Origin of the sequence: Mycoplasma anserisalpingitidis, assembly GCF_007859615.1 — a bacterium.
GTDB lineage: Bacteria > Bacillota_I > Bacilli_A > Mycoplasmatales > Metamycoplasmataceae > Mycoplasmopsis > Mycoplasmopsis anserisalpingitidis.
The window spans coordinates 101,446-128,363 of record NZ_CP042295.1; the positions used below are offsets into that span (position 1 = coordinate 101,446).

General features: G+C 28.4%; 25 protein-coding genes. 16 read left to right on the top strand and 9 right to left on the bottom strand.

The window, feature by feature from the left end:
- Window position 1: 1 nt before the first annotated feature.
- From FRW55_RS00495 to FRW55_RS00505, 3 genes are read right to left on the bottom strand one after another with little or no spacing between them, the layout of a single operon-like run.
- Window positions 2-406 (bottom strand): hypothetical protein, encoded by a 405-nt coding sequence (locus FRW55_RS00495; protein WP_146368279.1) that lies wholly within the window; start codon window positions 404-406, stop codon window positions 2-4.
- Window positions 393-875, bottom strand: a complete 483-nt coding sequence (locus tag FRW55_RS00500; protein ID WP_146368280.1) for a transcription antitermination factor NusB — start codon at window positions 873-875, stop codon at window positions 393-395. The genes FRW55_RS00495 and FRW55_RS00500 overlap by 14 nt, the downstream gene beginning before the upstream one ends.
- Window positions 876-889: 14 nt before the next feature.
- Entirely contained in the window at window positions 890-1,753 is an 864-nt protein-coding gene (locus tag FRW55_RS00505) for a hypothetical protein (protein ID WP_146367804.1), read from the bottom strand.
- Window positions 1,754-1,868: 115 nt separating this feature from the next.
- On the opposite strand from FRW55_RS00505, the gene FRW55_RS00510 reads away from it, so the two are divergent.
- The 6 genes from FRW55_RS00510 (at window position 1,869) to FRW55_RS00535 (ending at window position 7,535) form a co-directional block, all read left to right on the top strand.
- Window positions 1,869-3,392 carry a phospho-sugar mutase gene (locus FRW55_RS00510; protein ID WP_146368281.1) on the top strand — a complete coding sequence of 508 codons (1,524 nt, stop codon included), beginning with the start codon at window positions 1,869-1,871 and terminating at the stop codon, window positions 3,390-3,392.
- Between the two features lie 51 nt (window positions 3,393-3,443).
- On the top strand, window positions 3,444-3,977 hold the full coding sequence (locus FRW55_RS00515) for a tRNA (cytidine(34)-2'-O)-methyltransferase (protein ID WP_146367806.1): 534 nt from the start codon (window positions 3,444-3,446) through the stop codon (window positions 3,975-3,977).
- Entirely contained in the window at window positions 3,962-4,711 is a 750-nt protein-coding gene (locus FRW55_RS00520) for a TrmH family RNA methyltransferase (RefSeq protein ID WP_146368282.1), read from the top strand. The genes FRW55_RS00515 and FRW55_RS00520 overlap by 16 nt, the downstream gene beginning before the upstream one ends.
- 2 nt (window positions 4,712-4,713) lie before the next feature.
- On the top strand, window positions 4,714-4,980 hold the full coding sequence (locus FRW55_RS00525) for a DivIVA domain-containing protein (RefSeq protein WP_146308877.1): 267 nt from the start codon (window positions 4,714-4,716) through the stop codon (window positions 4,978-4,980).
- Complete coding sequence (ylqF, locus tag FRW55_RS00530; RefSeq protein WP_146368283.1) at window positions 4,970-5,815, top strand: ribosome biogenesis GTPase YlqF; 846 nt, start codon at window positions 4,970-4,972, stop codon at window positions 5,813-5,815. Before FRW55_RS00525 ends, ylqF begins: the two co-directional genes overlap by 11 nt.
- A 457-nt stretch (window positions 5,816-6,272) precedes the next feature.
- On the top strand, window positions 6,273-7,535 hold the full coding sequence (locus FRW55_RS00535; RefSeq protein ID WP_146368284.1) for a restriction endonuclease subunit S: 1,263 nt from the start codon (window positions 6,273-6,275) through the stop codon (window positions 7,533-7,535).
- 261 nt (window positions 7,536-7,796) lie between these two features.
- Here the strand turns inward: FRW55_RS00535 and rplA are convergent, their stop codons facing one another.
- The 3 genes from rplA to secA all read right to left on the bottom strand — a co-directional run bounded on the left by rplA (window position 7,797) and on the right by secA (window position 11,755).
- Window positions 7,797-8,492, bottom strand: coding sequence for a 50S ribosomal protein L1 (gene rplA / locus FRW55_RS00540; RefSeq protein WP_146367810.1), 696 nt, complete (start codon window positions 8,490-8,492; stop codon window positions 7,797-7,799).
- Entirely contained in the window at window positions 8,492-9,076 is a 585-nt protein-coding gene (rplK, locus tag FRW55_RS00545; RefSeq protein ID WP_146367811.1) for a 50S ribosomal protein L11, read from the bottom strand. Before rplK ends, rplA begins: the two co-directional genes overlap by 1 nt.
- A 168-nt stretch (window positions 9,077-9,244) precedes the next feature.
- Window positions 9,245-11,755, bottom strand: coding sequence for a preprotein translocase subunit SecA (gene secA / locus FRW55_RS00550; protein WP_146368285.1), 2,511 nt, complete (start codon window positions 11,753-11,755; stop codon window positions 9,245-9,247).
- Window positions 11,756-11,838: 83 nt separating this feature from the next.
- Between secA and uvrC the strand changes: the two genes are divergently transcribed.
- The 5 genes from uvrC (at window position 11,839) to lpdA (ending at window position 18,934) form a co-directional block, all read left to right on the top strand.
- Window positions 11,839-13,560 (top strand): excinuclease ABC subunit UvrC, encoded by a 1,722-nt coding sequence (gene uvrC / locus FRW55_RS00555; protein WP_146368286.1) that lies wholly within the window; start codon window positions 11,839-11,841, stop codon window positions 13,558-13,560.
- Window positions 13,561-13,737: 177 nt separating this feature from the next.
- The gene (pdhA, locus tag FRW55_RS00560) at window positions 13,738-14,856 is read left to right on the top strand and encodes a pyruvate dehydrogenase (acetyl-transferring) E1 component subunit alpha (RefSeq protein ID WP_146308871.1); all 1,119 of its coding nucleotides are present in this window, start codon (window positions 13,738-13,740) and stop codon (window positions 14,854-14,856) included.
- A gap of 2 nt (window positions 14,857-14,858) precedes the next feature.
- A complete protein-coding gene (locus tag FRW55_RS00565; RefSeq protein WP_146308870.1) occupies window positions 14,859-15,857 on the top strand; it encodes an alpha-ketoacid dehydrogenase subunit beta in 999 nt (332 codons plus the stop codon).
- Between the two features lie 18 nt (window positions 15,858-15,875).
- Window positions 15,876-16,772 (top strand): 2-oxo acid dehydrogenase subunit E2, encoded by an 897-nt coding sequence (locus FRW55_RS00570; protein WP_146368287.1) that lies wholly within the window; start codon window positions 15,876-15,878, stop codon window positions 16,770-16,772.
- A gap of 2 nt (window positions 16,773-16,774) precedes the next feature.
- The gene (gene lpdA / locus FRW55_RS00575; protein ID WP_146368288.1) at window positions 16,775-18,934 is read left to right on the top strand and encodes a dihydrolipoyl dehydrogenase; all 2,160 of its coding nucleotides are present in this window, start codon (window positions 16,775-16,777) and stop codon (window positions 18,932-18,934) included.
- A 46-nt stretch (window positions 18,935-18,980) separates the two neighbouring features.
- Here the strand turns inward: lpdA and FRW55_RS00580 are convergent, their stop codons facing one another.
- Entirely contained in the window at window positions 18,981-19,724 is a 744-nt protein-coding gene (locus FRW55_RS00580; protein ID WP_146368289.1) for a DeoR/GlpR family DNA-binding transcription regulator, read from the bottom strand.
- Window positions 19,725-19,883: 159 nt separating this feature from the next.
- Here FRW55_RS00580 and pfkB point away from each other — a divergent pair, with 159 nt between their 5' ends.
- Window positions 19,884-20,801: a 1-phosphofructokinase gene (gene pfkB, locus FRW55_RS00585; protein ID WP_146368290.1), complete on the top strand. Its 918-nt coding sequence runs from the start codon at window positions 19,884-19,886 to the stop codon at window positions 20,799-20,801.
- Window positions 20,792-22,813, top strand: coding sequence for a PTS fructose transporter subunit IIABC (locus FRW55_RS00590; RefSeq protein ID WP_146368291.1), 2,022 nt, complete (start codon window positions 20,792-20,794; stop codon window positions 22,811-22,813). The genes pfkB and FRW55_RS00590 overlap by 10 nt, the downstream gene beginning before the upstream one ends.
- 239 nt (window positions 22,814-23,052) lie before the next feature.
- Here the strand turns inward: FRW55_RS00590 and FRW55_RS00595 are convergent, their stop codons facing one another.
- Entirely contained in the window at window positions 23,053-23,283 is a 231-nt protein-coding gene (locus FRW55_RS00595; RefSeq protein WP_146308865.1) for a sigma factor-like helix-turn-helix DNA-binding protein, read from the bottom strand.
- Window positions 23,276-24,268: a signal recognition particle-docking protein FtsY gene (ftsY, locus tag FRW55_RS00600; RefSeq protein ID WP_146368292.1), complete on the bottom strand. Its 993-nt coding sequence runs from the start codon at window positions 24,266-24,268 to the stop codon at window positions 23,276-23,278. Before ftsY ends, FRW55_RS00595 begins: the two co-directional genes overlap by 8 nt.
- Before the next feature lie 44 nt (window positions 24,269-24,312).
- Here ftsY and FRW55_RS00605 point away from each other — a divergent pair, with 44 nt between their 5' ends.
- Genes FRW55_RS00605 through der form a run of 3 tightly spaced genes read left to right on the top strand, consistent with a single transcriptional unit; the run spans window position 24,313 to window position 26,766 of the window.
- The gene (locus tag FRW55_RS00605) at window positions 24,313-24,750 is read left to right on the top strand and encodes a hypothetical protein (RefSeq protein ID WP_146368293.1); all 438 of its coding nucleotides are present in this window, start codon (window positions 24,313-24,315) and stop codon (window positions 24,748-24,750) included.
- Window positions 24,751-24,794: 44 nt separating this feature from the next.
- Window positions 24,795-25,472: a (d)CMP kinase gene (gene cmk, locus FRW55_RS00610; protein ID WP_146368294.1), complete on the top strand. Its 678-nt coding sequence runs from the start codon at window positions 24,795-24,797 to the stop codon at window positions 25,470-25,472.
- Window positions 25,465-26,766 (top strand): ribosome biogenesis GTPase Der, encoded by a 1,302-nt coding sequence (gene der, locus FRW55_RS00615; protein ID WP_146368295.1) that lies wholly within the window; start codon window positions 25,465-25,467, stop codon window positions 26,764-26,766. Before cmk ends, der begins: the two co-directional genes overlap by 8 nt.
- Window positions 26,767-26,918: the final 152 nt, after the last annotated feature.

A 26,918-nucleotide genomic window follows, 5' to 3' on the forward strand; every position in this document is an offset into this window, starting at 1 on the left:
CCTACTTAATTATTTTTAATAAATTTTGTAAAAAAATATTATGACCATCAAAATTTTCTAAAGCCACCAAAAAATCAACATATTTAGATCTTTTATATTCGTTTAATTTAATAATTTCTTCTACATTTAAATTTTCATAAGGATTGAAATGTCTCTTAATTTTTATCTTCTTGTAGAAACCCTCTAGAAGTGAGAATTCAATAAAGTCTAAAAGCAATTTGTCTTCTCATTTATTCTTAGTATCCAGTTTAGAACTTATTTGTTCAATAATCTCATTAAAAGAAATTTTGCAAACATTTTTATCAACAAATTCAGCAATTTCGTTCATATCGATAATATTTATTTTTTGTTTTTTACAGTAATTATTGAATAAAATGATTGCTTTATTGAATTTATTTTTCTTCATTCGAGTTTTCCAATTTTCTATTTCTTTTTTCAAGAATAACTAAAGCATTGAAAATACTTTGTAAGCATGCATTAATAAATTTAAGATTTTTTTTAGCTTGAAAATTCTCTACATCAAAAAACATTTTTCCAATTTCTAAAGCTTCATTAATAACAATTGCTTTATCTAAAACAAAAAGTTCATAAGTTGCATTAATTAAAATAGCCTTAGTTATAGGGTTAAGTCTTTCAAATGATCAATCCGAACTAAGATTAATTTTGATCATTTTTTTGATAAATTCATAATTGCTTGCAATTTTATCCAACTTTTCAAGTTGAGTTCTATTTAAAAAGTCAAATTCTTCAAAAGCAACAGCTGGATCTATTTCACGTTCTAAAATAATAAATTTATATAGAACTTGAATAACTTCTATTCTAGATTGTCTCATAGATTTTTGAGGGTATTTTTTGTTTTTTATTGTTTCTGACATATGTAATTCCTTTATTAGTATTGATTTTGTTTATTTTGTAAAATATAGCGATTTCTTAAAAATTCAAATGGTATCAAAGTTGGGAATAAAATTAATGTATAGATTGGAATACTAATTAGTGATTTTAAGGCAAATGCGGCCATTCAAATTGGATAGAACTCACTTAAGTTTCTATTTGGAGAATAGTTTATGTATTGTAAAAATACAAAGTATGCATAAGGCCCGTAAAATCATCTAAAAATAACTAGTATTATTGATACAATTCCAAAAGCAATTGAAAATTGTGCCAATTTTTGATTTTTCTTAATGATAGAAATAATCGTTGTGATAGCACAAATTCACTGAAAAATTACCATTAATCCAATAAGTGCATAAATAACACCAATGCTAATTTTGGTAAAACCAAAAACTCTACCAATTTTTAAATAATCAGCATTAATAGCACTATTAATTTGTCAAAAACAAATAATAATTAAGATTATATTTGTAACTGTTATAAAAATATTTGGCACTAATAATTTATAATGATCTAATTTTCTTAGTACATTAAAGTAGAAAAATGACATTGCTGTAATCAGTAAAGGTGTGATTGCGTACACCGGATGTCAAAATCCTATGTTTCCGGAAATAAATAATGTAATCGTATCACCAATTAAAGCAACGACAAGCGCTGGAAATAGACTAACAAAAAACCCCAGAAGTATATAAAATAAATATTCAAAGTTTAGATTTATTACTTTTAACGCTGTGTACTTTGTAAGAAAAGTTATTATTATCAAAAGTGCTAATAAAAACGCTGAAATGTTTAAATCAATAATTTTAAATCTAAAGAAGTAAGAGACTCAAAATCCTCATTTTGAAGTTGGTTTTTTGCTCATTTGACCTCCTTTAATTAAAATTATTTATATTTTACCATTTTTGATATTTTGATTTAAATAATAGGTCAAGAAATTAATTTTTAAGCAAATATACTTTATTTAATATAATTTTAATATGGAAAAATTTTTAGATTTTGGAACTGCGGGTATTCGTGGAATAATAGGTGAAGGACCAAGTAGATTAAATTATGGTTATGTTGAACAAATTGCTGACGGAATTGTTCAATACTTAAAAAGCCAAAATGAGAGTGAAAAACTAGTTGTTATTGGTAGAGATAATAGATTAATGTCTTATGAATTTAGTGTATATTTTGCTAACCTATTAACAAAAAATAGAATAAATGTTCTTTTTAATGAAGAAATTTCACCGACACCTTTTGTTAGTTATTTAATTTTGAAACATAAGGCTGATTTAGGAATCAACATTACAGCAAGTCATAATCCCGCTGAATATAATGGAATCAAACTTTACAACAATAAAGCTAATCAACTGCTTCCACAAGAAGTGCTTGAGCTAAAAAAATATTTTAAGAAATACTATGAAATTAAAAATATCAATAATATTGAATTAAATAAAAACTCATATTTACATTTAGTATCACAAGAAGATAAGAATGATTATATTGAAAAGGTAGTTAATGTTGCTAATTTAAGTAAAAATATAAAAAAAATATCTAACCTGAAAATCGTTTATAGTCCACTTCATGGTACCGGAATTTATTTTGTGCCAATAATTTTAAATAAAATATATACTGAAGGAAGTTATTTATTTGCAGAAAAACATATGGTAAAGGATTCAAATTTTACTTATGCTAAAAAACCTAATCCTGAACTTAAAGAAGTTTTTGATGAATTAATCAAAACTGCAAAAGATAAAAATATTGATCTTTTATTAGTTACAGACCCAGATTCTGATAGAGTTGGTGTTGCTGTAAAACATAATAATGAATTTATTTTGCTAAATGGAAATGAAACAGCATTAATTATTTTTAATTATTTGGTTGAAAATAATTTTTATAAAAAAAATTCTTCACTTATTTATTCATTTGTTTCAAGTCCGCTTTTAGCTAATATTTCTGAATTGAATAACATTGATGTTTATGAAGTTCCGACAGGATTTAAGTGAATAGGTGATGTGATTAATAAAAATAATTTATGTTCTGTTTTTGCTTTTGAAGAGAGTTATGGTTCATTAATCGAACCTTCTTTAGCTAGAGACAAAGATGCAATTCAATCAGTTGTTGCACTAAGTTTTATAGCTAGTGAACTTAAAAAACAAAACATTAATTTAATTGAATATCTTGAAAAAATTTATCAAAAATATGGTTATATTCAAAGTGAAACTATTTCATATGAGTTTAATGAAATCCAAAAAATAAATTCAATAAGAAACAATTTTCCTAAATTGGAATTTTATGAAGATTCTTTTGAAATAAAAGATTATAAGTATGAAGAAATTTCTTCAGATATGATTAAAATCACTCTAAAAGATAAATCAACTATTTCTTATCGACCTTCGGGAACTGAACCAAAAATTAAGTTTTATATTTATGCTTATGGAATAACAAAAAATGAAGCATTGGAAAAAATTCAGAAAATTAAATTGGTGCTAGATGAATTTGTTGAGAGATTTAAGTAGTCATTGACTACTTTTATTTTATAAATTAGTATTTAATAATATAATTAAACTATGTTAAATGTAGTATTATATCAACCAGAAATTTGTCCTAATACAGGAAATATCATTCGTACATGTTATGCTTTAGGTGCTAAATTACACATCATCAAGCCAATAGCATTTGATTTACATCCAAAATACTTACGTCGTTATGGAGCTGGAAGAATGCTTAGTGATATTCAACATGAAGTTCATGATTCTTATGAAGAATTTAACAAGAAATATGGTAAAAAGAATATTTTTTATATAACTAGATATGGACTTAAAACTTATGATGAAGTTGATTATCAAACTAATTTTGATAAAGAAAAAGAAATTTGAGTTATGTTCGGAAGAGAATCGACAGGTATTGACATGTCAATTTTAAAAAGTAATGTTGATAATTGTTTAAGAATTCCGATGATGTCAGAAATGCGTTCAATTAATTTAGCTAATTGTGTTGCAATTGTGGGATTTGAAATTATGAGACAACTTAAATGAAAAGATTTAAGCTTGTTTGAAGTACAGAAAGGTAAAAACTTCATTTTAGAATGAGACAAAAAATAGACAGTGTTAATAATCCTAAAATTAAACACATAATTAAATTAAAAAACAAAAAATATCGTGAAAAATTCAATATGTTCATTGTGGAAGGCGAACATTTAGTTAATGAAGCTGTAGCTGCTAAAATGAATATTGATATTTATGAATATAGCGAGAGTAAAAGATTTCTTTACAAAAGTAGTACTGAGGTTTCAAAAGAAATTATTGAATCGGTTTCAGAAGTATTAACACCACAAAATATTTTTGGTGTTGTTAAATATAAACCTAAAGATTGAGAAGTAAACATTGATTTAAATAGTATTAGAAATATTGCTTATTTAGAAAAAGTCCAGGATCCAGGTAATATTGGGACAATCATCAGATTATGTCGTTCATTTGATATTGATCTTTTAGTGGTTCAAAATTTTGATATTTACAACCCAAAAGTAATTAGAGCATCACAAGGATCATTTTTTAAACAGAAAATGATTAATGTAAAAGACTATAATTTCCTTGAAAAAGTAGTTAAGTCGAGAAAGTTCAATATTTTAGCAACAACATTAAAATCAAATTCAGTTAAGTTGAATGAAGTAAAATTTACTGAAAAAAACTTAATTATTTTTGGTAATGAAGGGAATGGGATTACTGTTGAAATTGAGAAATACGTAAATCAATTTATTTATATTCCAATTTCATTTGAAAGTCTTAATGTAGCAACTGCAGCCGCTATTGTTCTAAACAAAGTAAGAAATGGATAAAAATGAAATTAACTGAATTATTAAAAAATATAGAAAATAAGAATTTTACACTTGAACTAAACGGTTATTCTCCAACTGAAGTGGATGTTTTTCTCAATTTAATTTCAACCACATTATATAATTTCACTATAAATGAAGAATCTAAACAAGATAATAAGCAAAAGATTTTAGACGAGAATAAGCAACTAAAAAAACAATTGGATGAACTAAAATTCGAAAATAAACGCTTGAATGAATTATTAAAAGAGGCAACAAAATATGGAAACTAAAGATTTACAAAATCTAATTCAGTGATATCCAGGCCATATGGCTAAGGCAATGAGAAATATTAAAGAAAATGCGAATATTTGTGATTTGTTTATTGTTGTTTTAGATGCTCGATCACCAATTAGCACTTATAATGAAGATTTTGATTCGATTTCACCTCAAAAACCAAGACTTTTTATTATTACTAAAGAAGATATGATGGATTCTTCTAAAAAAGAATTGATTAATAAACGTTTTGGAACCGAAAATGTATTATGAACCGATTTAAGAAAGAAATCTTCTAAAAAAATCATTTTAAACAAAATAAATAAGATAATGAAACCAATGGTTGATAAGAAAAAAGAAAAAGGATTTCTAAATCCTAAAATTAAAGTTATGGTTGTTGGTGTACCAAATGCAGGGAAAAGTACATTAATTAATTTAATGACAAATCAAAATAATCTTAAAGTTGCTGACTATCCTGGTGTAACTACTGTAGTTAAATGAGTAGCTGTTGATAATTTCTATTTTATGGATACACCTGGAATTTTAATGCCTAAGATCGATGATCTTGAAGTTGCTATAAAATTAAGTGTTATCGACTCAATTAAGAATTCTATTTTTCCAATAGATTTAATTTCTTACGCAGGTTATTGTTTAGTTTCAAGATATTATCCAAATATTATTAAAGATTTAGGTGTGGAACCATCTGAAGAAAGAGTTTTTGTTTATAGCCAATTTTTTAAGTTGGCACAAATTAAGAAATTCTTAACAAAAGACGGAAAACCCGATGAATTAAGAACTCAAAAGTGATTTTTGCAATTTCTTAAAAATCTTCGTGGCGTAACTTATGATTAGTGTATAATAATCATTGAGCCGACGTCGTAGATGTCAAATAAGCCTAAAGAAATTTAGGTTTTTTATTTTACAAATTTATGAAATATAGACTTTCCAAGAAAAAAATAAAAAGTTAATTTTTAAGTATATTATTGTAATATTTGACTTTTTTTAAAAATTTACATAAGAATTTTTTATTGTTTTATCCTACTTTCCCAGTTAGTAGCATAATAATATTTAAATAAGTGCATGTTAAATATAAATATGAAAAAACACTTATTTTTTATTTTAACTCTTAACTTTCCAATAATAATTTAAAAAGTTGTTTTTTTGACCAAATATGTTTAAAATTTTGCATTTTTATAAAATTTACATAAGAATTTTTATTGGTTATCCTACTTTCTCATTTAGTAGCATAATATTTTTATTAGCAAAAAAAGCATTAATAAAATATAATTAATTTAACAATTGGAGATTTATGAGTAAAATTTGAGATTTGATTAAAAACGAAAAAGTTGAGTGAAAAAGTTTAGGTGAGATTGGTGTGGTTACTGGTGCTGGAGTTGATAAAAAAATTAATGACAATGAAAAGTTTGTTACATTACTTAATTACATGGATGTATATAAAAACAAATATATTGATTCATTAATTCCTAGAATGCGTGTTACTACATCAGATAAAAAAATAATTAGTTGCGATGTTAAAAAAGGAGATATTTTTATAACTCCTAGTTCTGAAACTAAATATGATATTTTTAACACTTCAGTTATAGCACAAGATTTGAAAAATACTGTGTATTCTTATCATATCATGAGATTAAGATTAAAGACATATAATTGAATAACATCGTGCTATTTAAATTATTATTTCGATAGTCAAAAATTTAAGGATGAAGTATGTAAATTAGTTCATGGTGAGATCAGATTTACAATAGGCAAATCAGATATAGAAAAGGTTAAAGTCCCTATCCCATCAATAGAAACACAAAACAAAATTGTAAAAATACTTGATAAATTCAACATTTATGTTAAAGAGTTGGAGCGCGAGTTGGAGCGCCGGAATAAACAATATCAATACTATAATGAACTATGCTTTAATGATGATTTATTAAAATTTTTATCCAATAAATATGCAACTGAAAGTATTGTTGAAAATAAAGCCTTAAATCAATTGGGTGTATTCATTAGAGGTAATAATCTGACAAAAAAAGAAATAAGAAATAGTGGTCGACCTGTTGTTAGATACGGTGAGTTACATACTAAATATAAGTTTGAAACTGATTTTACGCATTCTTTTACTAATAATGATCTTTTCAAGAAACTTAAAAAGGCAATTAAGAATGATTTAATGATAGCATTAACTTCTGAAGATAATGATGGCGTATGTAAAACATGTATTTGAAGCGGTGATTATGAAATTGGAATTTCAAGTGACATGTGTATTTTTAGAGGAGATGTAAATCCATATTTCTTAAATCATTTTTTCTCAACTGAAAGATTTTTAAAACAAAAAGAAAGATATTTAAGTGGTACAAATATAATAAGAATTTCAACCGATAATTTAGGTAAAATAGATATTCCTTTACCTAGTATTGATATACAAAATTTAGTTTCTGAAAAATTGAATAAGTTATATAAAATATCAAATTCAATTTATGAAGGTCTCCCTAAAGAAATCAAACTTAGAAAACAACAGTATGAATACTATAGAAATAAATTATTAGATTTCCCTAATAATTAACCACCAATTGGTGGTTTTATTTATACTACTAAGTGGGAAAGTTTAATAAAACCTAAAAATTCCTATGTAAATTTTTAAAAAAGTTTTATTTATAGCAAAACTTTCGCTAAAAATAATCTTTTTGTTCTTATCTTGGAAAGTCAAAATATTTCATATATAAAAAATAAGTGTTTTTTTCACATTTGTGTTTTCTATACACTTATTTTAAATTTATAGCCAAATTTAAACAAAAAAACGTTGAAACTAATCAACGTTCTAAAATTATTTATCTAATTTAATTTTAACACTTGGTCCCATTGAAGCTGAAACTGTTAAGTTTAACATGTATGTTCCTTTAACAGCAGCTGGTTTTAATTTTCTAATTAAAGAAATTAAAACTTTAGCATTTTCAACTAAGTGTTCAGTAGGCATACTTGATTTACCAATTAATGAGTGAACAATACCTGCTTTATCTGTACGATAGTTAGCTTTACCTTTTTTAAGTTCTTCAACTGTTTTTTCAGGTGTAGGTGTAACTGTTCCTGTTTTAGGGTTAGGCATTAAACCTTTAGGTCCAAGTTTTTTCCCGTATTTACCTAAAATAGGCATCATAGCTGGGTCAGCAACCATAACTTCGAAATCAAAGTCATCTTCTTTAATTTTTTGTTCTAATGCTGGTCCATCTAAAACGATGTCTGCTCCAGCTTCTTTAGCTGCTTTTTGTTTTTCCACGTTGTTTGTAACAACTAATACACGAACATTTTTACCTGTTCCAAATGGTAATAAAACAGCTCCACGTAATTGTTGATCAGCTTTACGAACATCAAGGTTTAAGTTAAATGCAAGGTCAATTGAAGAATCGAATTTTGTATAAGAAGTTTTTTTAGCAATTTCAATAGCTTGTTCTAAATCGTAAGCAATTGTTCTATCAAAGCTATCTCTAGCAGCTTGTAATTTTTTAGAAACTTTTCTAGCCATTATTCTTCTCCTTTTTCTTCTTCACCGATTACATTAACATTAATTGATTGACCTTTTGAGTCAACTAATTCTTGTGATGCTTTAGCAAGTGATTCTTCTCTCGCTTTATTTAAAGCTTGTTCTTTTGCAGCAGCTTTAGCAGCAGCTTTTGCTTGAGCAATATCATCGTATCCTTCAACTAAGATTCCCATGTTTTTAGCTGTACCAGCAATTGTTGCCATAGCAGCTTCAACATCATCAGTATTTAGATCTGGTAATTTGTATTCAGCAATACTTCTAAGTTGATCAACTGAAATTGTTCCAGCGATTGTTGTTTTTGAATTTTGTGAACCTTTAGATAATTTAGCAGCTTGTAAAAGTTTAAATGAAGCTGGTGATGTAAATAATTTAAAATCAAATGATTTATCTTTATATACAGTAATTTCTACAGGAACTGGTTCACTTCCTCTATCTCTAGTTGCGTCGTTAAATGCTCTAGTAAATTCAGGCATGTTAATTCCAACTCCGGCAAGAGCTGGACCTGGTTTAGCTTGACCAGCGTTGAATTGCAATTTAGCAACACGAACTACTTCTTTTTTAGCCATGTTTGTATCCTTTCGATATATGTGGTACTAGCGATCTTCTTGAATAAATCTCCCACTAGCTAGAGGCATATTAATATTTATATATTAAATGCTTATTTATTATATAGTAAAACCCAAATTTTTAAAATGATTTTTTAGTCAAAAAAAGACTAAAAAAACCAAAGTTTTTTACTCTTTTGGTTTCTCTAATTCTTCAATTCTTCTTTTAACTGTTTTATACAATTCGATTAATTGTTTTTCATTTTCTTCATAACTTAAAGTAGGTATAAATGTATAAGTTCTGGAAAGTTGGATGAAAATCGGATCACTTTTCATTTCTCTTGTAATATTAGTTTTTCTACCAATAGAACTTCTAAATACCGCAAGCATAACTTCATAAGCAATATTTTCAAGCATTGATTCAAATTTTCTTGTACCTTCTTCAGTGTAAGTTTGGTATGGATTTTTTTGCGCGTATTGAACTAAGTTAGTGTTTGAACGAAGCTTATCCATTATATTAATATGATTTTGTCATTTATCATCAAGTATTCTTAAAATAATGTGACGAAGTTGTTCATTAATGTATTCAGCATCATAATTTATTAAAGCATTTTCTTTTCAAATTTGATAAAGTTCAATAATTTTCTTAGAAATATATTCAGGAAGATCTTGTTCATGAATCATTTTGACTTCTTCAAGAGAAAATTGATATTTAATAACTTCACCAATATTTTTATTTAGGAAATTAACCAAACTTTGATAATCGAAACTTCCGTTGTGGAGTTTATATTCTTCATTATTAGTGATAGATTTAATGCTAAATTTAATCATTCTTTCAACGATAAACGAAGCATCTTCAGTAAGCAAGATTAAATCTCTTTGTGAATAAATTAAATCACGTTGTTGACGAATAACATCATCGTAATTAAGAACCGATTTACGTGAATCATAGTTAAATCCTTCAATTTTCTTTTGAGCGTGATTAAAACCAAAATTAAGATTTTTGTTTGTAATTTCTTTATCTCCAGCATCTCTGTATGCCTCTTGGAAACTTTCATAACTACTAAAACGTTTCATTAATTGATCTTCAAGTGAAAGAAAGAATTTACTTGTACCAACATCCCCTTGACGACCTGAACGACCTTTAAGCTGATTGTCAATTCTTCTAGCTTCAGCTTTATCAGTTCCTAAAACATAAAGTCCCCCAAGTTCAAGAGCTTCCTTAGCGAGTTTAATGTCAGTTCCACGACCAGCCATATTTGTTGCGATTGTTACAGCCCCAACTTCTCCAGCTTTAGCAATAATTTCAGCTTCAGCAGCATTTTGCTTAGCATTAAGAACTTGATGAGGAATTCCTTTTCTTGAAAGCAGTTCATGAACTATCTCAGAGTCTTCAATTTGAGCAGTACCAACAAGTACAGGTTGTTTCTTTTTGTAAAGCTCTTCAATTTTTTCAACAACAGCTTTTCATTTTGCATTTGCTGTAGCAAAAATTGCATCAGGTTCATCAACACGAGCGATAGGTAAGTTAGTAGGAACAACATTTACACGCATATTGTAGATATCAATGAATTCTTGTTCTTCAGTTTTACCTGTACCAGTCATTCCACAAAGTTTATCAAACATACGGAAAAAGTTTTGATAAGTAATGGTTGCTAAAGTTTTGGTTTCTGGTTCAATTTCAACCATTTCTTTAGCTTGTAATGCTTGTTGAAGACCTTCAGAATAACTACGACCATCCATGATCCGTCCGGTAAAGGCATCAACTAATTCGATTTTTCCTTCTCTTACAATATATTCGACATTGTTTTTCATAATTTTGTGAGCTCTAAGAGAGTTAGCAATTCTGTGCACTATTTCACTATTTTCAATATCATAAAGTGAATTGATTTTGTAGAATTTGTTAGCTTTTTCAATTCCTGAGTTAGTTAAATTAATCGCTTTTGATTCATCATCAATAACGTAGTCATCTTCATTAAGTGTTCTAACGAATTGATCAGCAGCAAAATAAAGTTGAGTGTCCTCTCCTTCACCACCAGAGATGATGAGTGGTGTTTTTGCTTCATCAATTAAAATTGAGTCCACCTCGTCAATTAAGCAAAAATGTAATCCACGTTGAACTTTTTCAGACATATTTGAGACCATATTATCTCTAAGATAGTCAAATCCCATTTCAGCATGAACTGAATAAGTAATGTCTGCAGCGTAAGCGGCACGTTTAGCATCTTGGGACATTTGCGCTTTATTTAAACCAACTGTTAAACCTAAAAAATTAAAAACTTGACCCATTTCTTGAGCATCACGTTCAGAAAGATATTCGTTAACTGTTGAAACAATTGCTCCCTTACCTTCAAGAGCATTTAAATACACAGGTGCAATTGAAGTAATTGTTTTACCTTCACCTGTCTTCATTTCAGCAACTGAACCTAGATCAAGTAAAATTCCACCGAGCATTTGTACATCATATGGACGTTTACCTAAAATTCTTTTTGTAGCTTCACGACAAACAGCAAAAACTTCTACTCTAAGATCATCAGTAGTTTCACCATTAATTAATCTATTTTTAAACTCATTTGTTTTTTCTTGTAATTCTTGATTAGACAACTTTGAAATTTCTGGTTCAAGTTTATTAATTTGAACCAGATTTTTTTCTGCAAGACGCATTTCGCTTGATTTAAAAATTTCTTTGAATTTTTTCATAGTTATATTTTACCAATATATTTTTATATGATAGATAGTTATTTATATTATTTAATTTACTATAATTAAACAAAGGATTAAAAATGAATGTTGAACAAAGAATAGATAATTTAGTTAATCAACCTGGTGTATATATCTGAAAAGATTATTCAGGAAATGTTTTATATGTTGGTAAAGCAAAACGTCTTAAACATAGAATGAAACAATATTTTGAAGGCAGATTAAATTCTTATAAAACTAATACTTTAGTTGAAAATATCGAAGATTTTGAAGTTTTTTTAACTAAAACAGAACAGGAAGCATTAATTCTTGAAAAAAACTTAATTGAGAAGTATCACCCACCTTTTAACATTCTTTTAATTGATGATAAACGTTATCCATATTTAAAAATCTGAGTTGAAAATAAACTTAAATTTAAGTTAGAAAGAAATTTATTAAAACTTAAAGATGATTCAGTTTTTTATTTTGGACCATTTCCTTCAGGTTTAAATGCTTCAAATTTAGTAAAGATAATGGAGCGGGAATTTTTATATGAAAATGGACTTCCGATTAAAAATAAAAATATAAATTATTGAAGTAAAAAATTTAGTGAGGCTAAAACAGTTTTAAACTTAAAAAATTCTAAATTTGTGAACGAATTAACTTCTAAAATGCATGAAGCAGCACAAATTTGAAACTTCGAATTAGCCAATGACTATAAAAGTGCTATTTCAACACTTACAAAGATGAGAGATTCACAGGTTGTTGAGCTTGAAACTCAAAAAAATATTGATGTTTTTGCAATTAAAATTACTGATAACAAAATTTACATCACAGTACTATTTTATAGATATGGAATTCTTTTGAATAAAGAATTTGATGTAATTGAAATTATCACATCTATTAATAGTGATCTCCAAAATTATTTTGAGCAATTTTATGATAATCATGAAACTTGCGATAGTGCAATTTTCAATTCTAAAGATGAAGAGTTAATAAACGATTTGATGTTATTCTTCAATATAAAATTTCCTAAAAAAGGAATTCTTAAAGAAATTCAAGATCTTTGTGAAGCTCAAAATGAAATAAATATTAAAGATAATATTTTAAAAGTTGACAATTCACGTGAAACAAAACATTTACAAGCATTTTTTGAGCTAAAAAAAATACTTGAATTACCAAAAATTCAAAATTTAATTGTTTTTGATAATTCAACATTACAAAATTTTGAACCTGTTGGTGCTGTAGTTTATTTTAATGGAATTCAAAGTGTAAAAAGTAACTACAAAAAATTTAATCATTCTAACTATTTAACTAAAAATGATCGTAAATCTGATATTCAATATATGTATTTAACAGTGAAAAGATATTTTGCTCAAAATAGTTTTAATCCAGAAAGCGATTTGATTATTATTGACGGAGCTGAAGAACAATTATATGAAGCTAAGCGAGCTCTTAAAGAACTAAATATTGATAAATTTAATATTATTTCACTAGTAAAAAATAGTAAACATGAAACTAAAGCAATAATAAACAGTGATTATATTCATATAAATAAATTTTCAAATAATCTACTTAATTTCTTAAGATATGTTCAATTTGAAGTTGACCGTTTTGCGAAAACTCACTTTAGAAAAAGACATCTTACTTCAACACTTGAAGGAAGAATTTCTAAGATAAAAGGTGTAGGTCCAGCAATTGAAAAAAGACTACTTGAGCACTTTGGAACATACTCAAATATTTACAATGCATCACTTGAGGAATTGTGCAAAATCGTTCCACAAAAATTAGCAATTTCAATACAGAAAATTAAAGATGAAAATTAAAAGTACCTATAAATCAGGATTTTTTATATTTTTAGTGGATTTGTTTCCATATTATGATTTTTATAACTTGCTTATAAAATTTATGTCAATGAAATGTCTTATAATATAAATGTTGTATATATAAAATTACTATATATAGAACTAAAAATTAATTAAATTTTAGATAGGAAGGGTAATATGAAAAACTATAAATATGTAGTTGTTGATGGGAAAATCAACGTTATGGACGATCCTAATGTAATGGTTCGTCATCTAGATATTGATGGTAATCTTATTGACAAAAAATTCAAACCTGAATTATCGCCTGAGAGATTACTAGAAGCATACAAATGAATGGTTTTATCAAGACAACAAGACCTTTACATGCTTCAATTACAAAGACAAGGACGTATGCTAACTTTTGCTCCTAACCTTGGTGAAGAAGCTCTTCAAGTAGCAACAGCTTTTGCTATGGATAAACAAAAAGACTGATTCTTACCAGCCTTTCGTTCAAACGCTGCTATGTTAGCATTAGGTGTTCCTGTTTTAAATCAAATGTTATATTGAAATGGAAATGAAAATGGGGCTAAAACTCCTACAGAAAGCAATGTTGTACCAGTTAACATTGTTATTGCTAGTCAAATTTCACACTGTGCTGGTGTAGCTTATGGATTAAAACAACAAAAAACTGGTGGTGCTGCAGTTACTTTTATTGGTAATGGTGGAACAACTGAAGGTGAATTTGCCGAAGGTGTTAACTTTGCAGCTGTTCAAGAATGACCGGCAGTATTTTGTGTTAACAACAACCAATGAGCTATTTCAACACCAAATCATTTAGAAACAATTTCACCAACAATTTCTGGAAAAGCGCATGCATTTGGTTGTGCTGGTGTGCGTGTAGATGGAAATGACTTTTTAGCAAGTTATGAAGTTATTAAAGAAGCTATTGATTATGCTAAAAACGAATCTAAACCAGTTATTGTTGAATTCATAACATGAAGACAAGGTCCTCATACAACTTCAGATAACCCAAGAATTTATAGAACTGAAGAACAAGAAAAAGAACAAGAAAAATGAGAACCAATGCACCGTTTTGAAAAATATCTTAAAGATATTAAAGTACTTACAGATGAACAAAAAGAACAAATTTGAGAAGAATCACTTGCTAAAGTAAAACAAACATATGAAGAACACCTTAAACTTGTAAACACAGATATTAATGATATTTTTGATTACACATATGCAACTTTAACACCTGATCTTAAAGAACAAAAAGAAGAAGCTATCAAATTTTGAAGCAATAAAGGAGGGAAATAATCATGGCAGATAAATTAATATTAAATAATATCCAAGCTTTAACTCATGCAATGGATCTTGCTATGGAAAATGATCCTAAGGTTGTTGTTTTTGGTGAAGATGCTGGTTTTGAAGGTGGAGTTTTCAGAGCTACTGAAGGTCTTCAAAAGAAATATGGTGATAAAAGAGTATTTGATACACCTATTTCTGAAGCAGCTATTGCTGGGGTAGCTTTTGGAGCAGCATTAACAGGTATGAAACCTATTGGTGAAATTCAATTCTCAGGTTTCTCATATCCAGCTATGCAACAAATTTTCACACAAGCTGCTAGAATTAGAAACCGTTCAAGAGGAAGATTTACATGTCCTATGGTTATTAGAATGCCTATGGGTGGAGGAATTAGAGCTCTTGAACACCACTCTGAAGCTCTTGAAGCTATTTACGCTCATGTACCAGGAGTAAAAGTGGTAATGCCTGCCTTTCCTTATGATACTAAAGGATTATTACTTGCTGCGATTAATGATCCAGATCCTGTTGTATTCTTAGAACCTAAGAAAATTTACCGTGCTGGAAAACAAGAAATTCCTGCTGGAATGTACCAAGTTGAAATTGGTAAAGCTAATGTTTTAATTCCAGGTAATGATCTTACAATTGTTACTTATGGTGCTCAAGTTCATGATTGTTTAAATGCTATTAAGAAACTTAACGAACAAAAAGCTGGTTATTCAATTGAACTCATTGACTTAAGAACAATTAAACCTTGAGATAAAGAAACTGTTATTAACTCAGTTAAGAAAACTGGACGTTTATTAGTTGTACATGAAGCTGTTAAGTCATTCTCAGTATCAGCTGAAATTATGGCTAGTGTAAATGAAAAAGCATTTGAATTCCTTAAAGCTCCTATGGCTAGAGTTACTGGATATGATATCACAGTTCCCCTAGCTAAAGGTGAAGGGTTCCACGCAATCAATGATGACAAAATTATTGAAAAAGTTAAAGAATTGATGACATTCAAATTTTAGAAAGTAGGAGGAGAAAATATGACTGTTAAATCAACACCTATTGCTAGAGCTCTTGCTGCTAAAATGGGTATTAATATAGAAGAAGTAAAAGGAAGTGGAATTGGTGGAAGAATTTTAATGGATGACATTAAAAACTTCAAGACCGCACCAGCTGCTGCAGTTTCTCAACCTGCTCAAGCACCAGCTGTCCCAACCACTCCAATCAAACCAACATTTGAAGCTCATTCAGAACCAGTTTCACCAATGAGAAAGGCTATTGCTAAAGCAATGACAAACTCATGAGATAATGTTGCTTATACAAACTTAGTGCACAAAGTTGATATGACTAGATTGTGAAACTTACGAGCTTCAATTAAAGATTTAGTTTTTGAAAAAGAAAATGTTAAATTAACTTTCTTACCTTATATTGTTAAAGCAGTTGCTATTGCACTTAAAGAATTCCCTAAATTCGCTGCTAAATACAATGAAAAAGAAAATACATTAGATTATCCAGGTTCAGTAAATGTTGGTATTGCTGTTGATACTGAAGCTGGATTAATGGTACCTGTAATTAATGATGCTAATAGATTAAGTATTCTTGATATTACTTCTGAAGTTACAAGATTAGCTTCAGCTGCTAGAAAAAGAACAATTAAACCTAATGAAATGAAAGGTGCAGGATTCACAATTACAAACTACGGTTCAGTAGGTTCATTATTTGGAGTTCCAGTTATTAACTATCCAGAATTAGCTATTTGTGGGGTTGGTGCAATTATTGATGAACCAGTAATTCAAAATGGACAAATTGTACCTGGAAAAGTTATGTATGTTACTGTAGCTGCTGACCACCGTTGAATCGATGGTGCTGAAGTTGGACGTTTTGCATCTAGAGTAAAAGAATTACTTGAAAAACCAGAAGTGTTAGGAGTATATTAATAATGTATAAATTTAAATTTGCAGATATTGGTGAAGGTTTACATGAAGGAGTTGTTGCTGAAATCTTCTTCAAAGAAGGTGATTCAGTTAAAGAAGGTGACTCACTTTTCTCAGTAGAAACAGATAAAGTAACTTCAGACATTCCTTCTCCAGTTAGTGGAACAATTAAAAAAATTATGATGAACAAAGGTGACACAATTCACGTTGGTCAAGAAATCTTCTTAATTGATGATGGTTCAGGTGATAGTGCTGAAGTTGTTGAAGAAAAATCAGCTCAAAGTAGTGCAACTTCATCAAATGATTCAAACACATTTTACACATTTAAATTTGCAGATATTGGTGAAGGTTTACATGAAGGAGTTGTTGCTGAAATCTTCTTCAAAGAAGGTGATTCAGTTAAAGAAGGTGACTCTCTTTTCTCAGTAGAAACAGATAAAGTAACTTCAGACATTCCTTCTCCAGTTAGTGGAACAATTAAAAAAATTATGATGAACAAAGGTGACACAATTCACGTTGGTCAAGATATTTTCTTAATTGACGATGGTAAGGTTCATAATAATGCATCTGTTGAAACTAAAGCTGACAATGAGGGTGGAGCTAGTGTTGTTGGAGAAGTTACAGTTGACAATAGTTTAATTGACTTTTCAAGTTTTTCACAACCAAGTGCACCAGTTTCAGAAGTTAAAAAAGAAGAAAAAGTCGAATCAGAAGCTCAATTAGAAGAAGGTAAAGTATATAATGGTGCTATCGAAGAAGAATTCGATGTTATTGTTGTAGGTTCAGGTCCTGGTGGATATTTAGCAGCTGAGGAAGCTGGTAAATCAGGACTTAAAACTTTAATTGTTGAAAAATGAGCATGAGGTGGAGTTTGTTTAAATACTGGATGTATTCCAACAAAAGCATTATTAAAATCTACTGAAATGATTCATGAAGTTAAAACAGCTTCAAAATATGGTTTAGTTGCTAACTTTGACAAAATTAAATTTGATGAAGAAAAAACATGAAAAGAAATGCACCTTAGAAAAGAAGGTGTTGTAAATAAAGTTTCTGGAAGTGTTAGAAACTTAATGCTTGGTTCAAAATGTAAAATTTTAGAAGCTGAAGCTAAATTCGTTGGAGCTCGTGAAATTGAAGTAAACGGAAAAGTTTATAGAGCTAAAAATTTAATTTTAGCAACTGGTTCAAGACCTAAAAAACTCGATATGATTCCAGGTTTCAAAGAAGGATATGAACAAGGTAAAATTGTTACTTCACGTGAAGCAATTAATTATAAAGAAAAATTACCTAAATCTCTTGTAATTATCGGTGGTGGAGTAATTGGTGTTGAATTTGCTCAAGTATTTTCATTAAGTGGAACTAAAGTTACATTATTGCAAAATACAGATAGATTACTTCCAGGTTCAGATGCTGAGGTTGGTAAAGCAGCTGCTAAAGCATTAAAAGACATGGGAGTTGAAGTATTATTCAACGTTCAAACTAATAAATTTGAAAATGGTAAATTATATTACACATTAGATTCTAAAGAGGTTGCTGTTGAAGCTGAATTAATTTTAACAGCTACAGGTAGAGCACCAGTCTCTGAAGGTCTTGCTGAAGTTGGAATTAAATTAGGAAAAATTAATGAAGTTCTTGTTGACAAACACCAAAGAACAAATGTTAAAGGTGTTTATGCAATCGGTGATGTGACAGCTCAAAACATGTTGGCTCACGTTGCTTATGCACATGCTCTTGTAGCTGTTCAACATATTTTAGGAAACAAAGAAAAATCTACATACCATGGAAAAGCAGTACCTGGATGTATTTATATAACTCCTGAAATTTCATTTATTGGTATGACTGAAGAAGAAGCTAAAAAAGCTGGAAGAAATGTATTCAGTTCAAAATACTTATTTGAATATTTAGGTAAAGGAATTGCTACAGTTCAAACTGAAGGATTTGTAAAATTAGTTGTAGATAAAGAATTCGGTGAAATTCTTGGTGCAAGTATTGTTGGTGCAAACTCAACTGATTATATTGCAGAAATTGCTTTAGCAATGGAACAAGAAGTTACAGTTCACGAATTAGCTCACACTATTCATCCACACCCAACATTCAATGAAATTGTTTGAGAAGCAGCTCGTAGTGCAGCTCTAAAATTAGATAAAGAAAATGCTAAAAAATAATTTTTAATAAAAAAATGAGTCAATTACTAAACGACTCGTTTTTTTATTAAACAAAAATTGTCTTTTCAAAAGAAATGTCATCTTTATCAGCGTTGGTAATTAAAGTTAGATCATCTTTATTTGAAGCAAAGCTAAATTTATAATTCATATTTAGTTTACTTTCGTCTAGCAAAATAAATTTTTCTTTACTTTTATTTAATGCAGCTTTCTTAAATAAACATTCTTGTAGTTCTGGAGTTGTGAAACCCACATTTTTTTCATATCCATTAGCTCCAAAAAAACCCGCATCAAAGTTAAACATACTTAGATTATCAATTGCAAGAGAACCAATTACGTTAGATGTTGTTTTTTTAACATTACCACCAATTAAAATTATTTCGATTTCACTTTTATTTCTTAGAGTGTTAGCTACACTGAAAGAATTAGTTACAACACAAATTTTAGAATTAGGTAAAAGTTTAGCTAACTCATTTGTGGTAGTACCAGCATCAATGAAAATCAAACTCTTGTTTTTTATAAACTCAAGTGCTTTTTGCGCAATATTCATTTTTGCGTCTTGCTCGAGTTGCTCTCTTGATTCAAGTCAAATATCCAAATTTAAAGCCTTATTATCTCTAGTATAAGCACCACCATGAACTCTTTTAATTAAATTTTTTTGGTCAAGTTCAATTACATCTTGTCTTACTGTAGATTCAGAAACTTTCATTAATTTTGATAACTCTTTTAATGTTGCCACACCCTTAGAGTTAACTTCGCTTATTATTATTTCGTGTCTTTGTTTCTTTAACATTTTTACCTCTTAATATATTTAAAATATATCATAATTGCACTTTTTGAATTATAAAATGTGAAAATTATTTCCAGTTTTTTGTAGATTTTTGTAATTTTAGTGCAGTTTTTAAAGAATTTTGTAGAATTTTGTAGAATTATAAATGAAGGGAGAAAATTAATGATTTATACAGTTACATTATCACCAGCACTAGATTATCAAGTTAGATTATCAGATAATTTCAAAGAAAACGAAATTAATAGATCGATACAAGAAAACTACCAAGTTGGTGGAAAAGGAATTAATGTATCTATATTATTAAAAAATTTAAACACTAAATCTATTGCTTTAGGTTTTGTTGGTGGTTTTGTTGGAGAATTTGTTAAGTCTAGTTTAAATGATTTAAACATAGAACACAAATTTGTCGAAGTGAATGGAATCACTAGAATTAATGTAAAAATCAATGATAAAGATAGTGAAAGTGCTATTAATGCAAATGGTCCAGTTATTAGTGAGGACAACCTAAGCAGTTTATATGAAATGCTTTTGAATTTAAAAGATGACGATATTTTAGTTTTATCAGGTAATATACCAAGTTCAATTAGTAATACTATTTATGAAAATATCTTTAAGTTAGTTTCAAATAAAAAAATTAAAGTATTCTTAGATACTACTAAAAACTATTTATTATCTTGTCTAAAATACAATCCATTTCTCATTAAACCTAATTTAGACGAACTTGAAGAAATATTTGGAACTAAATTAAAAAGTAATGAAGAAATTGTAGAAAAAGCGAGTCAATTAATTAACTTAGGTGCTAGAAATGTTTTAGTTTCCTTAGGTGTTAAAGGTGCAATCTTAGTTACAAATGATAAAAAAGTTTATCATGAACACACATATAAAGGAAATGTAGAAAACACTGTTGGTGCAGGAGATAGTATGCTTGCTGGATTTATCTATGAATATGATAAATCAAGAGACTTTCAAAGTGCGTTATCTTTCTCAATTGCTTGTGGTGCAGCTACAGCATTTAATAAAGGTATCGCCACAAAAAACGAAATTGAAAAACTCATTAAAGGAGGTAAAAAATGAGAATAAAAGATCTCTTATCAGAATCGACAATTAATGTTCTTTCTAAAGCTCAGAATAAATCTGAAGTAATCGATGAAGCTGTTAATTTATTATTCAAAAATGATATTTTAACTGATAAAGATGCTTTTGCTAAAGCTGTTTGGGACAGAGAAAAGCAATCTACAACTGGTCTTGGTGATGGTTTAGCAATTCCTCACGGTAGAGGAAAATTCGTTAAAAAACCTGCATTAGCAACTTTAGTAATTAAAAATGGTGTGGATTATGAATCACTAGATGGACAAGATGTTAAATTAGTATTTTTAATTGCAGCACCAGAAACTAAAGGTGAAGAAAACTTACATTTAGAAGTACTTGCAAAATTAAGTAAAATGCTTTTAGATAAAGAGTTTATTAATAAATTAGTAAATTCTAAATCAGCAAAAGAATTACTTAACTTAATTGAAGTTAAAGAAGATGAAATCAATGCTAGAGAAGTAGCACAAGTAAATTCAGATAAAGTATTTTTAGTTGGAATTACTTCTTGTCCAACTGGTATAGCACATACATATATGGCTCAAGAAGCATTAGAAAATGCAGCAAAAAAACTAAATGTTGATATTAAAATTGAAACACAAGGTTCAGGCGGAGCTAAAAATATTTTAACTGATTCTGAAATTGAAAAAGCAGCTGGGGTAATTATTGCAGCTGATACTAACGTAGAATTAGATCGCTTTGTTGGTAAAAAACTTTTACAAGCTTCTGTTACTCAGGGAATTAAAGAACCTGAAAACTTAATTAATAAGGTATTGAACGAAAATGTAGAAATTTATTCACCTAAAGGTGTTGAGAAAAAAACAACTCAAGCAACTAAACCTACATTTATTCAAACTGTTTATAAACATGTAATGAGTGGTGTTTCACATATGCTTCCATTCGTTATTGGTGGTGGAATTTTAATTGCATTATCATTCCTTATTGACTCTTTCTATGGAACTGAAGCTGTTGGTCAAAATTTCGGTTCATACTCAGTTTTAGCTAAATTCTTTATGGATTCAGGACAATTTGCTTTTGGATTCATGTTAGCAGTTTTAGCTGGATATATAGCTTACTCAATTGCTGGTCGTCCTGGTTTAGCAGTTGGTATGGCAGCTGGAGCTATAGCAGCAAGTTCAAGCTTTATGGTTTCTCAAACTGGTTCAAATGCTGGATTCCTTGGTGCCTTAATTGGAGGATTCTTAGCAGGTTATGTAGTAGTTTTACTTGGTAAAGCCTTTACTTGACTTCCTAAATCAATGGATGGAATCAAACCTATGCTTATCTATCCATTATTAGGACTATTAATTGTTGCTCTTATTATGTTCTTTGTTGTTAATACACCATTAGCTTACTTAAATAAATACATTAATTTAGGTCTTGAATACATCGTTGGTAAAAATGCAAGTATATCAATTGGATTTAAAATTGGTGTTGGCGCTTTACTTGCTGGTATGATGGCGGTTGATATGGGTGGTCCAATCAACAAAGTTGCTTACACTATCGGTGTAGCATCATTAGATCCAGCTGGAATTAATCAACCATGAATTATGGCAGCTGTTATGGTTGGTGGTATGGTTCCTCCTCTTCTTATTGCTTTAGCAGCAGATTTATTCCCACAAAAATTCACTAAAAAAGAAAGAAATGATTCAAAAATCAACTATTTAATGGGAATTTCATTTATTACTGAAGGTGCAATTCCTTATGCAGCAGCTGATCCACTTAGAGTTATCCTTTCATCAATTATTGCTTCAGCTATTGCAGGTGCTTTATCAGCAGGTTTAGGAGCATCAATTCCTGCTCCTCACGGGGGGGTATTCGTATTTATCGTTGCTCAAAAATGATACTGATACATCTTCTCACTTGTTGTTGGTACTGTTATTGGTGCTTTTGTTCTTGGGGCACTCAAGAGAAATGTTGAAAACCCAGAACTTGGAAAATGAAAAGGAATTCCTATTGGAAATGGAATTTCATTCAAAATTAACGCTAGAAAAGCGAAAAGATAGTAAGAATTATAAAATGCAAACCAAATAATAGGTTTGTGTTTTTAATTAAAAAACTTTACACAAAATAAAATTTGATTATTTTTGAATTTTTATGTATAATAATTACGTTGAGTTCATTAATTGAACTATTGTTGCAAAGGCAACTTCTGGAGTCTAGCGCTCACTGTCCTGAAATAATAAAAAAATATTTCAAGAAATCTTTTTTGAAGCCTTACGGCTTTTTTTTATTTCTTAAAATACTATTCATCAATACTTTCATGTATTTTTTTTAGTTTTATTTTAGCTTTTTTGATTGAATCTTGTGCAGCTGCTCTAGTTGTAGCACTTATTTTAGCAATCTCAGCATACGAAAGATCTTCGAAGTAATATAAATAGAAATTTTGACTTTGAGTTTGAGTTAAAAAATTCTTATATTTTTCATAGAGACTTACATAATACTCATTTTCATCAATAATTATTTCTTTACTCATTAATTAATTCCTTAGTCATTTCGTAAATGAATAATTCAAGGTCAAATTCTTGTAAATCGTCAAGTTTTTCTCCCATACCAACATATTTAACATTTAAATCAAATTCATTTTTGATTGAAAGAATTATTCCGCCCTTACTTGTTCCATCTAATTTAGTCAAAATAATTCCAGTTAAATTAGATACCTCTTTGAATACTTTGGCTTGACTTAAACCATTTTGACCAGTAGTTGCGTCCATAACTAAAAGTGACTCATGTGGAGCATCATTTTGAAATTTTTTAATAACCCCTACCATTTTATTTAACTCATTCATTAAATTAACTTTATTTTGTAGTCTTCCAGCAGTATCAATAATTAACAAGTCATAATTATTATTTTTTGCATAATCCATTGCTTTATAAACTACTGAAGAAGGATCTTGATTTGGTTTATCAGGTTTTATAATGTCAACATCCACTCTTTTGGCTCATTCACTGAGTTGTTCAACTGCTGCAGCTCTAAAAGTATCAGCAGCTGCAATTAAAACTTTCTTGCCTTCATTTTTAAATTTATTTGCTAATTTAGCAATACTTGTTGTTTTACCTGAACCATTTACACCAACCATAATAAAAACATTTAAACGATCATCTTTAACATTTAAATTAGTATTAACAATTGTGTTATTTGTATAAGCCTTAAAAATACCATCAGCTACAATCTCACCAATTAATTTAGGGTCAGTGATTTTATTAGCTTTAACTTCACCTTTAATTAATTCAATAATTTGGTCTACTAAATTGTAGTTAATATCCGACATTATCAAAATTTCTTCAAGTTCTTCAAAATACTCTTCATCAATTTTTACGTGTTTATTTTGCAATTCACGAATTTTAGCACCAAAAGAACTAGTGTTAGCTAAACCTTTATCATAATGTGATATTTTTTCAAGTTGTTCTTTAGTTTGATCTTTACTAAAGAAATCTTTTAATTTTTTAAAAAGTTTCATACTTATATTTTATAAAATTTAAGCAAAATAAGTAAAATATTGATATGATAAAAAATAAAACTGTAGTTAGTGAAACTAAAGATTTGTATGATTTAGAATTACTTTACAAATTAAGTTTAAAAAATAATTCTGAAGTTGAAAAAGATTATAAAAAAGTTAAAAAAATTTTCAAAAATTTAGATCCTAAAATTGATTTTAAGTTAAATTTTACTAGTGAAAATTTACCTAAAAAATCAATTAGTTCTGAAATGAGTAAATTTATTGAAGTTAACTCAAAATTAGAATTATTAGATAATGTTTTTACTGAGTTATTTTCACAAATTTATGACAGTAGTTTTATGGAAAATTATTCTTTTGAAAGTAATGATGTTAAATATCTTTGTGGCTTATTAGATTTGAATACTCAGGAAAAAGATGACGATGATTCAATTATTGATTTAACTAAAACTACGAGAGTTATTGTTAACCAAGTTAAAATTTAAAAAATTATGGTATATTAATAAGATAATAATTTAATGAGGATTTTATGAAGAAAGTTAATGTTGCTATTGATGGACCAAGTGGAGCTGGTAAAAGTAGTGTAAGTAAAGAGATTTCTAATTTATTATCTTACACTCCAATAAATAGCGGAAGTCTTTATCGTGCTATTGCTCTTAATGCTTTAAGATTAGGAGTTGATTTAGTTGACAAATCTGCAGTACTGAACACTTTAGTTGAAGGTATGATTGAACTAAAAGAAGACGAAAGTGTTTATTTAAATGGTGAAAATGTTTCAACTCAAATTAGAGCTGAACATGTTTCTAAAGCTGCTGCTGTAGTTGCTAAGTATCAAGAAGTAAGAAATTTTGTTGTGGATTATGTTCAAAAAATGACTAAAACCAATAAAGGTTTTATTGTTGATGGTCGCGATACAACATTTAAATTAATGCCACATGCTGAAGTTAAAATTTTCTTATGAGCAGAACCAGAAGAAAGAGCAAAACGTAGATGTGACCAAAATCTGTCACTTGGTTATAGTAGTAATTATGAAGAAGTACTTTATGATGTTAAAATGCGTGATGCTCAAGATATGAATCGTGAAGTCGATCCATTACATAAAACAGAAGATGCAATTTTAGTTGATTGTACCGATATGACTTTTGATGAAGTTGTTCAACATATTATAAATATAATAAAAGATAAAGCTGAGGAATTAGATGCGTAATACAGTAGCAATAATAGGAAAACCCAACGTCGGAAAAAGCACATTATTTAATCGACTTGTAGGTAGAAGATCGTCAATAGTTTATGATGAACCAGGTGTCACAAGAGATAGATTGTATGAAACTATCACTTGAACTGGTAAAAATATAAAAATAATTGATACTGGTGGAATTGAAATAGAAAATAAACCATTTCAGGAACAAATTCAAATTCAAGCAAAAATAGCAATTGAAGAAGCTGATGTAATTGTTTTTATAATTGATGGAACAATGGAATTAACTAATGATGATGCATTTATTATGAATATTTTAAGAAAGTCTAATAAACCAATTATTATTGGTGCAAATAAATTAGAATCTAATCAAGATTTTGATTATTCACTCTACAAACTTGGTGGCGAAATTTTTAGAATTAGTGCACTTCATGGCGAAGGTGTTGGTGAATTGCTTGATGAAGTTGTTAAAAATCTAGATTTTAGTGAAGAACAAGAGGAAGAATTATTTAAATTATCAATTATAGGTAAACCTAATGCTGGAAAAAGCTCATTACTAAATAATTTAGCTAAAGAAGAACGTTCAATTGTTTCTGATATAGCAGGTACCACTAGAGATAGTGTTAAAACTAAAGTAAAAATTGGCGATAAATTTTACAATGTTATTGATACAGCTGGAATTATGCGTAAAAGTAAATTAGTTGAATCAGTTGATCATTATGCTTTAATGAGAGCTATGAATTCCTTAAGTGAATCTGATTTATCATTAATTTTAATTGATGCTACAACTGAACTTTCACACTTTGATGCAAGAATTATTGGTTATGCTCTAGAAAACGATAAACCGATTATTGTGGTAGTTAATAAGTGAGACCTTGTTGAAAAAGAAACTAACACGATGGCTCAATTTGAGAAAAAAATGAGAAATACTTTACATTTTGTTCCATGAGTTCCTTTTGTATTTATTTCTGCTAAATACAATCAAAGATTAAGTAAATTAATAGAAACATTAAACGAAGTTAGAGAAAATCTTGAGAGAGATATCAAACCTTCTTTATTATCAAATTTTATTATGGAAACGCAAATGATTCAACCTGCAGCACCATATAATGGTGGAAAATTAAATATTTATTTTGTTAGAAAAACTTTAGATAAAATTCCTACATTTAATTTCTATGTTAATGATAAGAAATTTCTTCATTTCTCATATCAAAGATTTTTAGAAAACCAACTTAGAAGCACATTTAATTTCAAAGGTTGTCCAATAAAAATGAACTTTAAGAATAAACAAGGGTTAGAATAATATTAAGTCACATTGTGACTTTTTATTTAATTAAAAAAGCAATCATATTGATTGCTTAGTCCTTAAAGTTTAACTTCAGTAATAGTATTAGTTATTTGACGAATAAATATTTCTAAATCATCGTCATTAGTAAATTTTCCCCTTTATTTTTT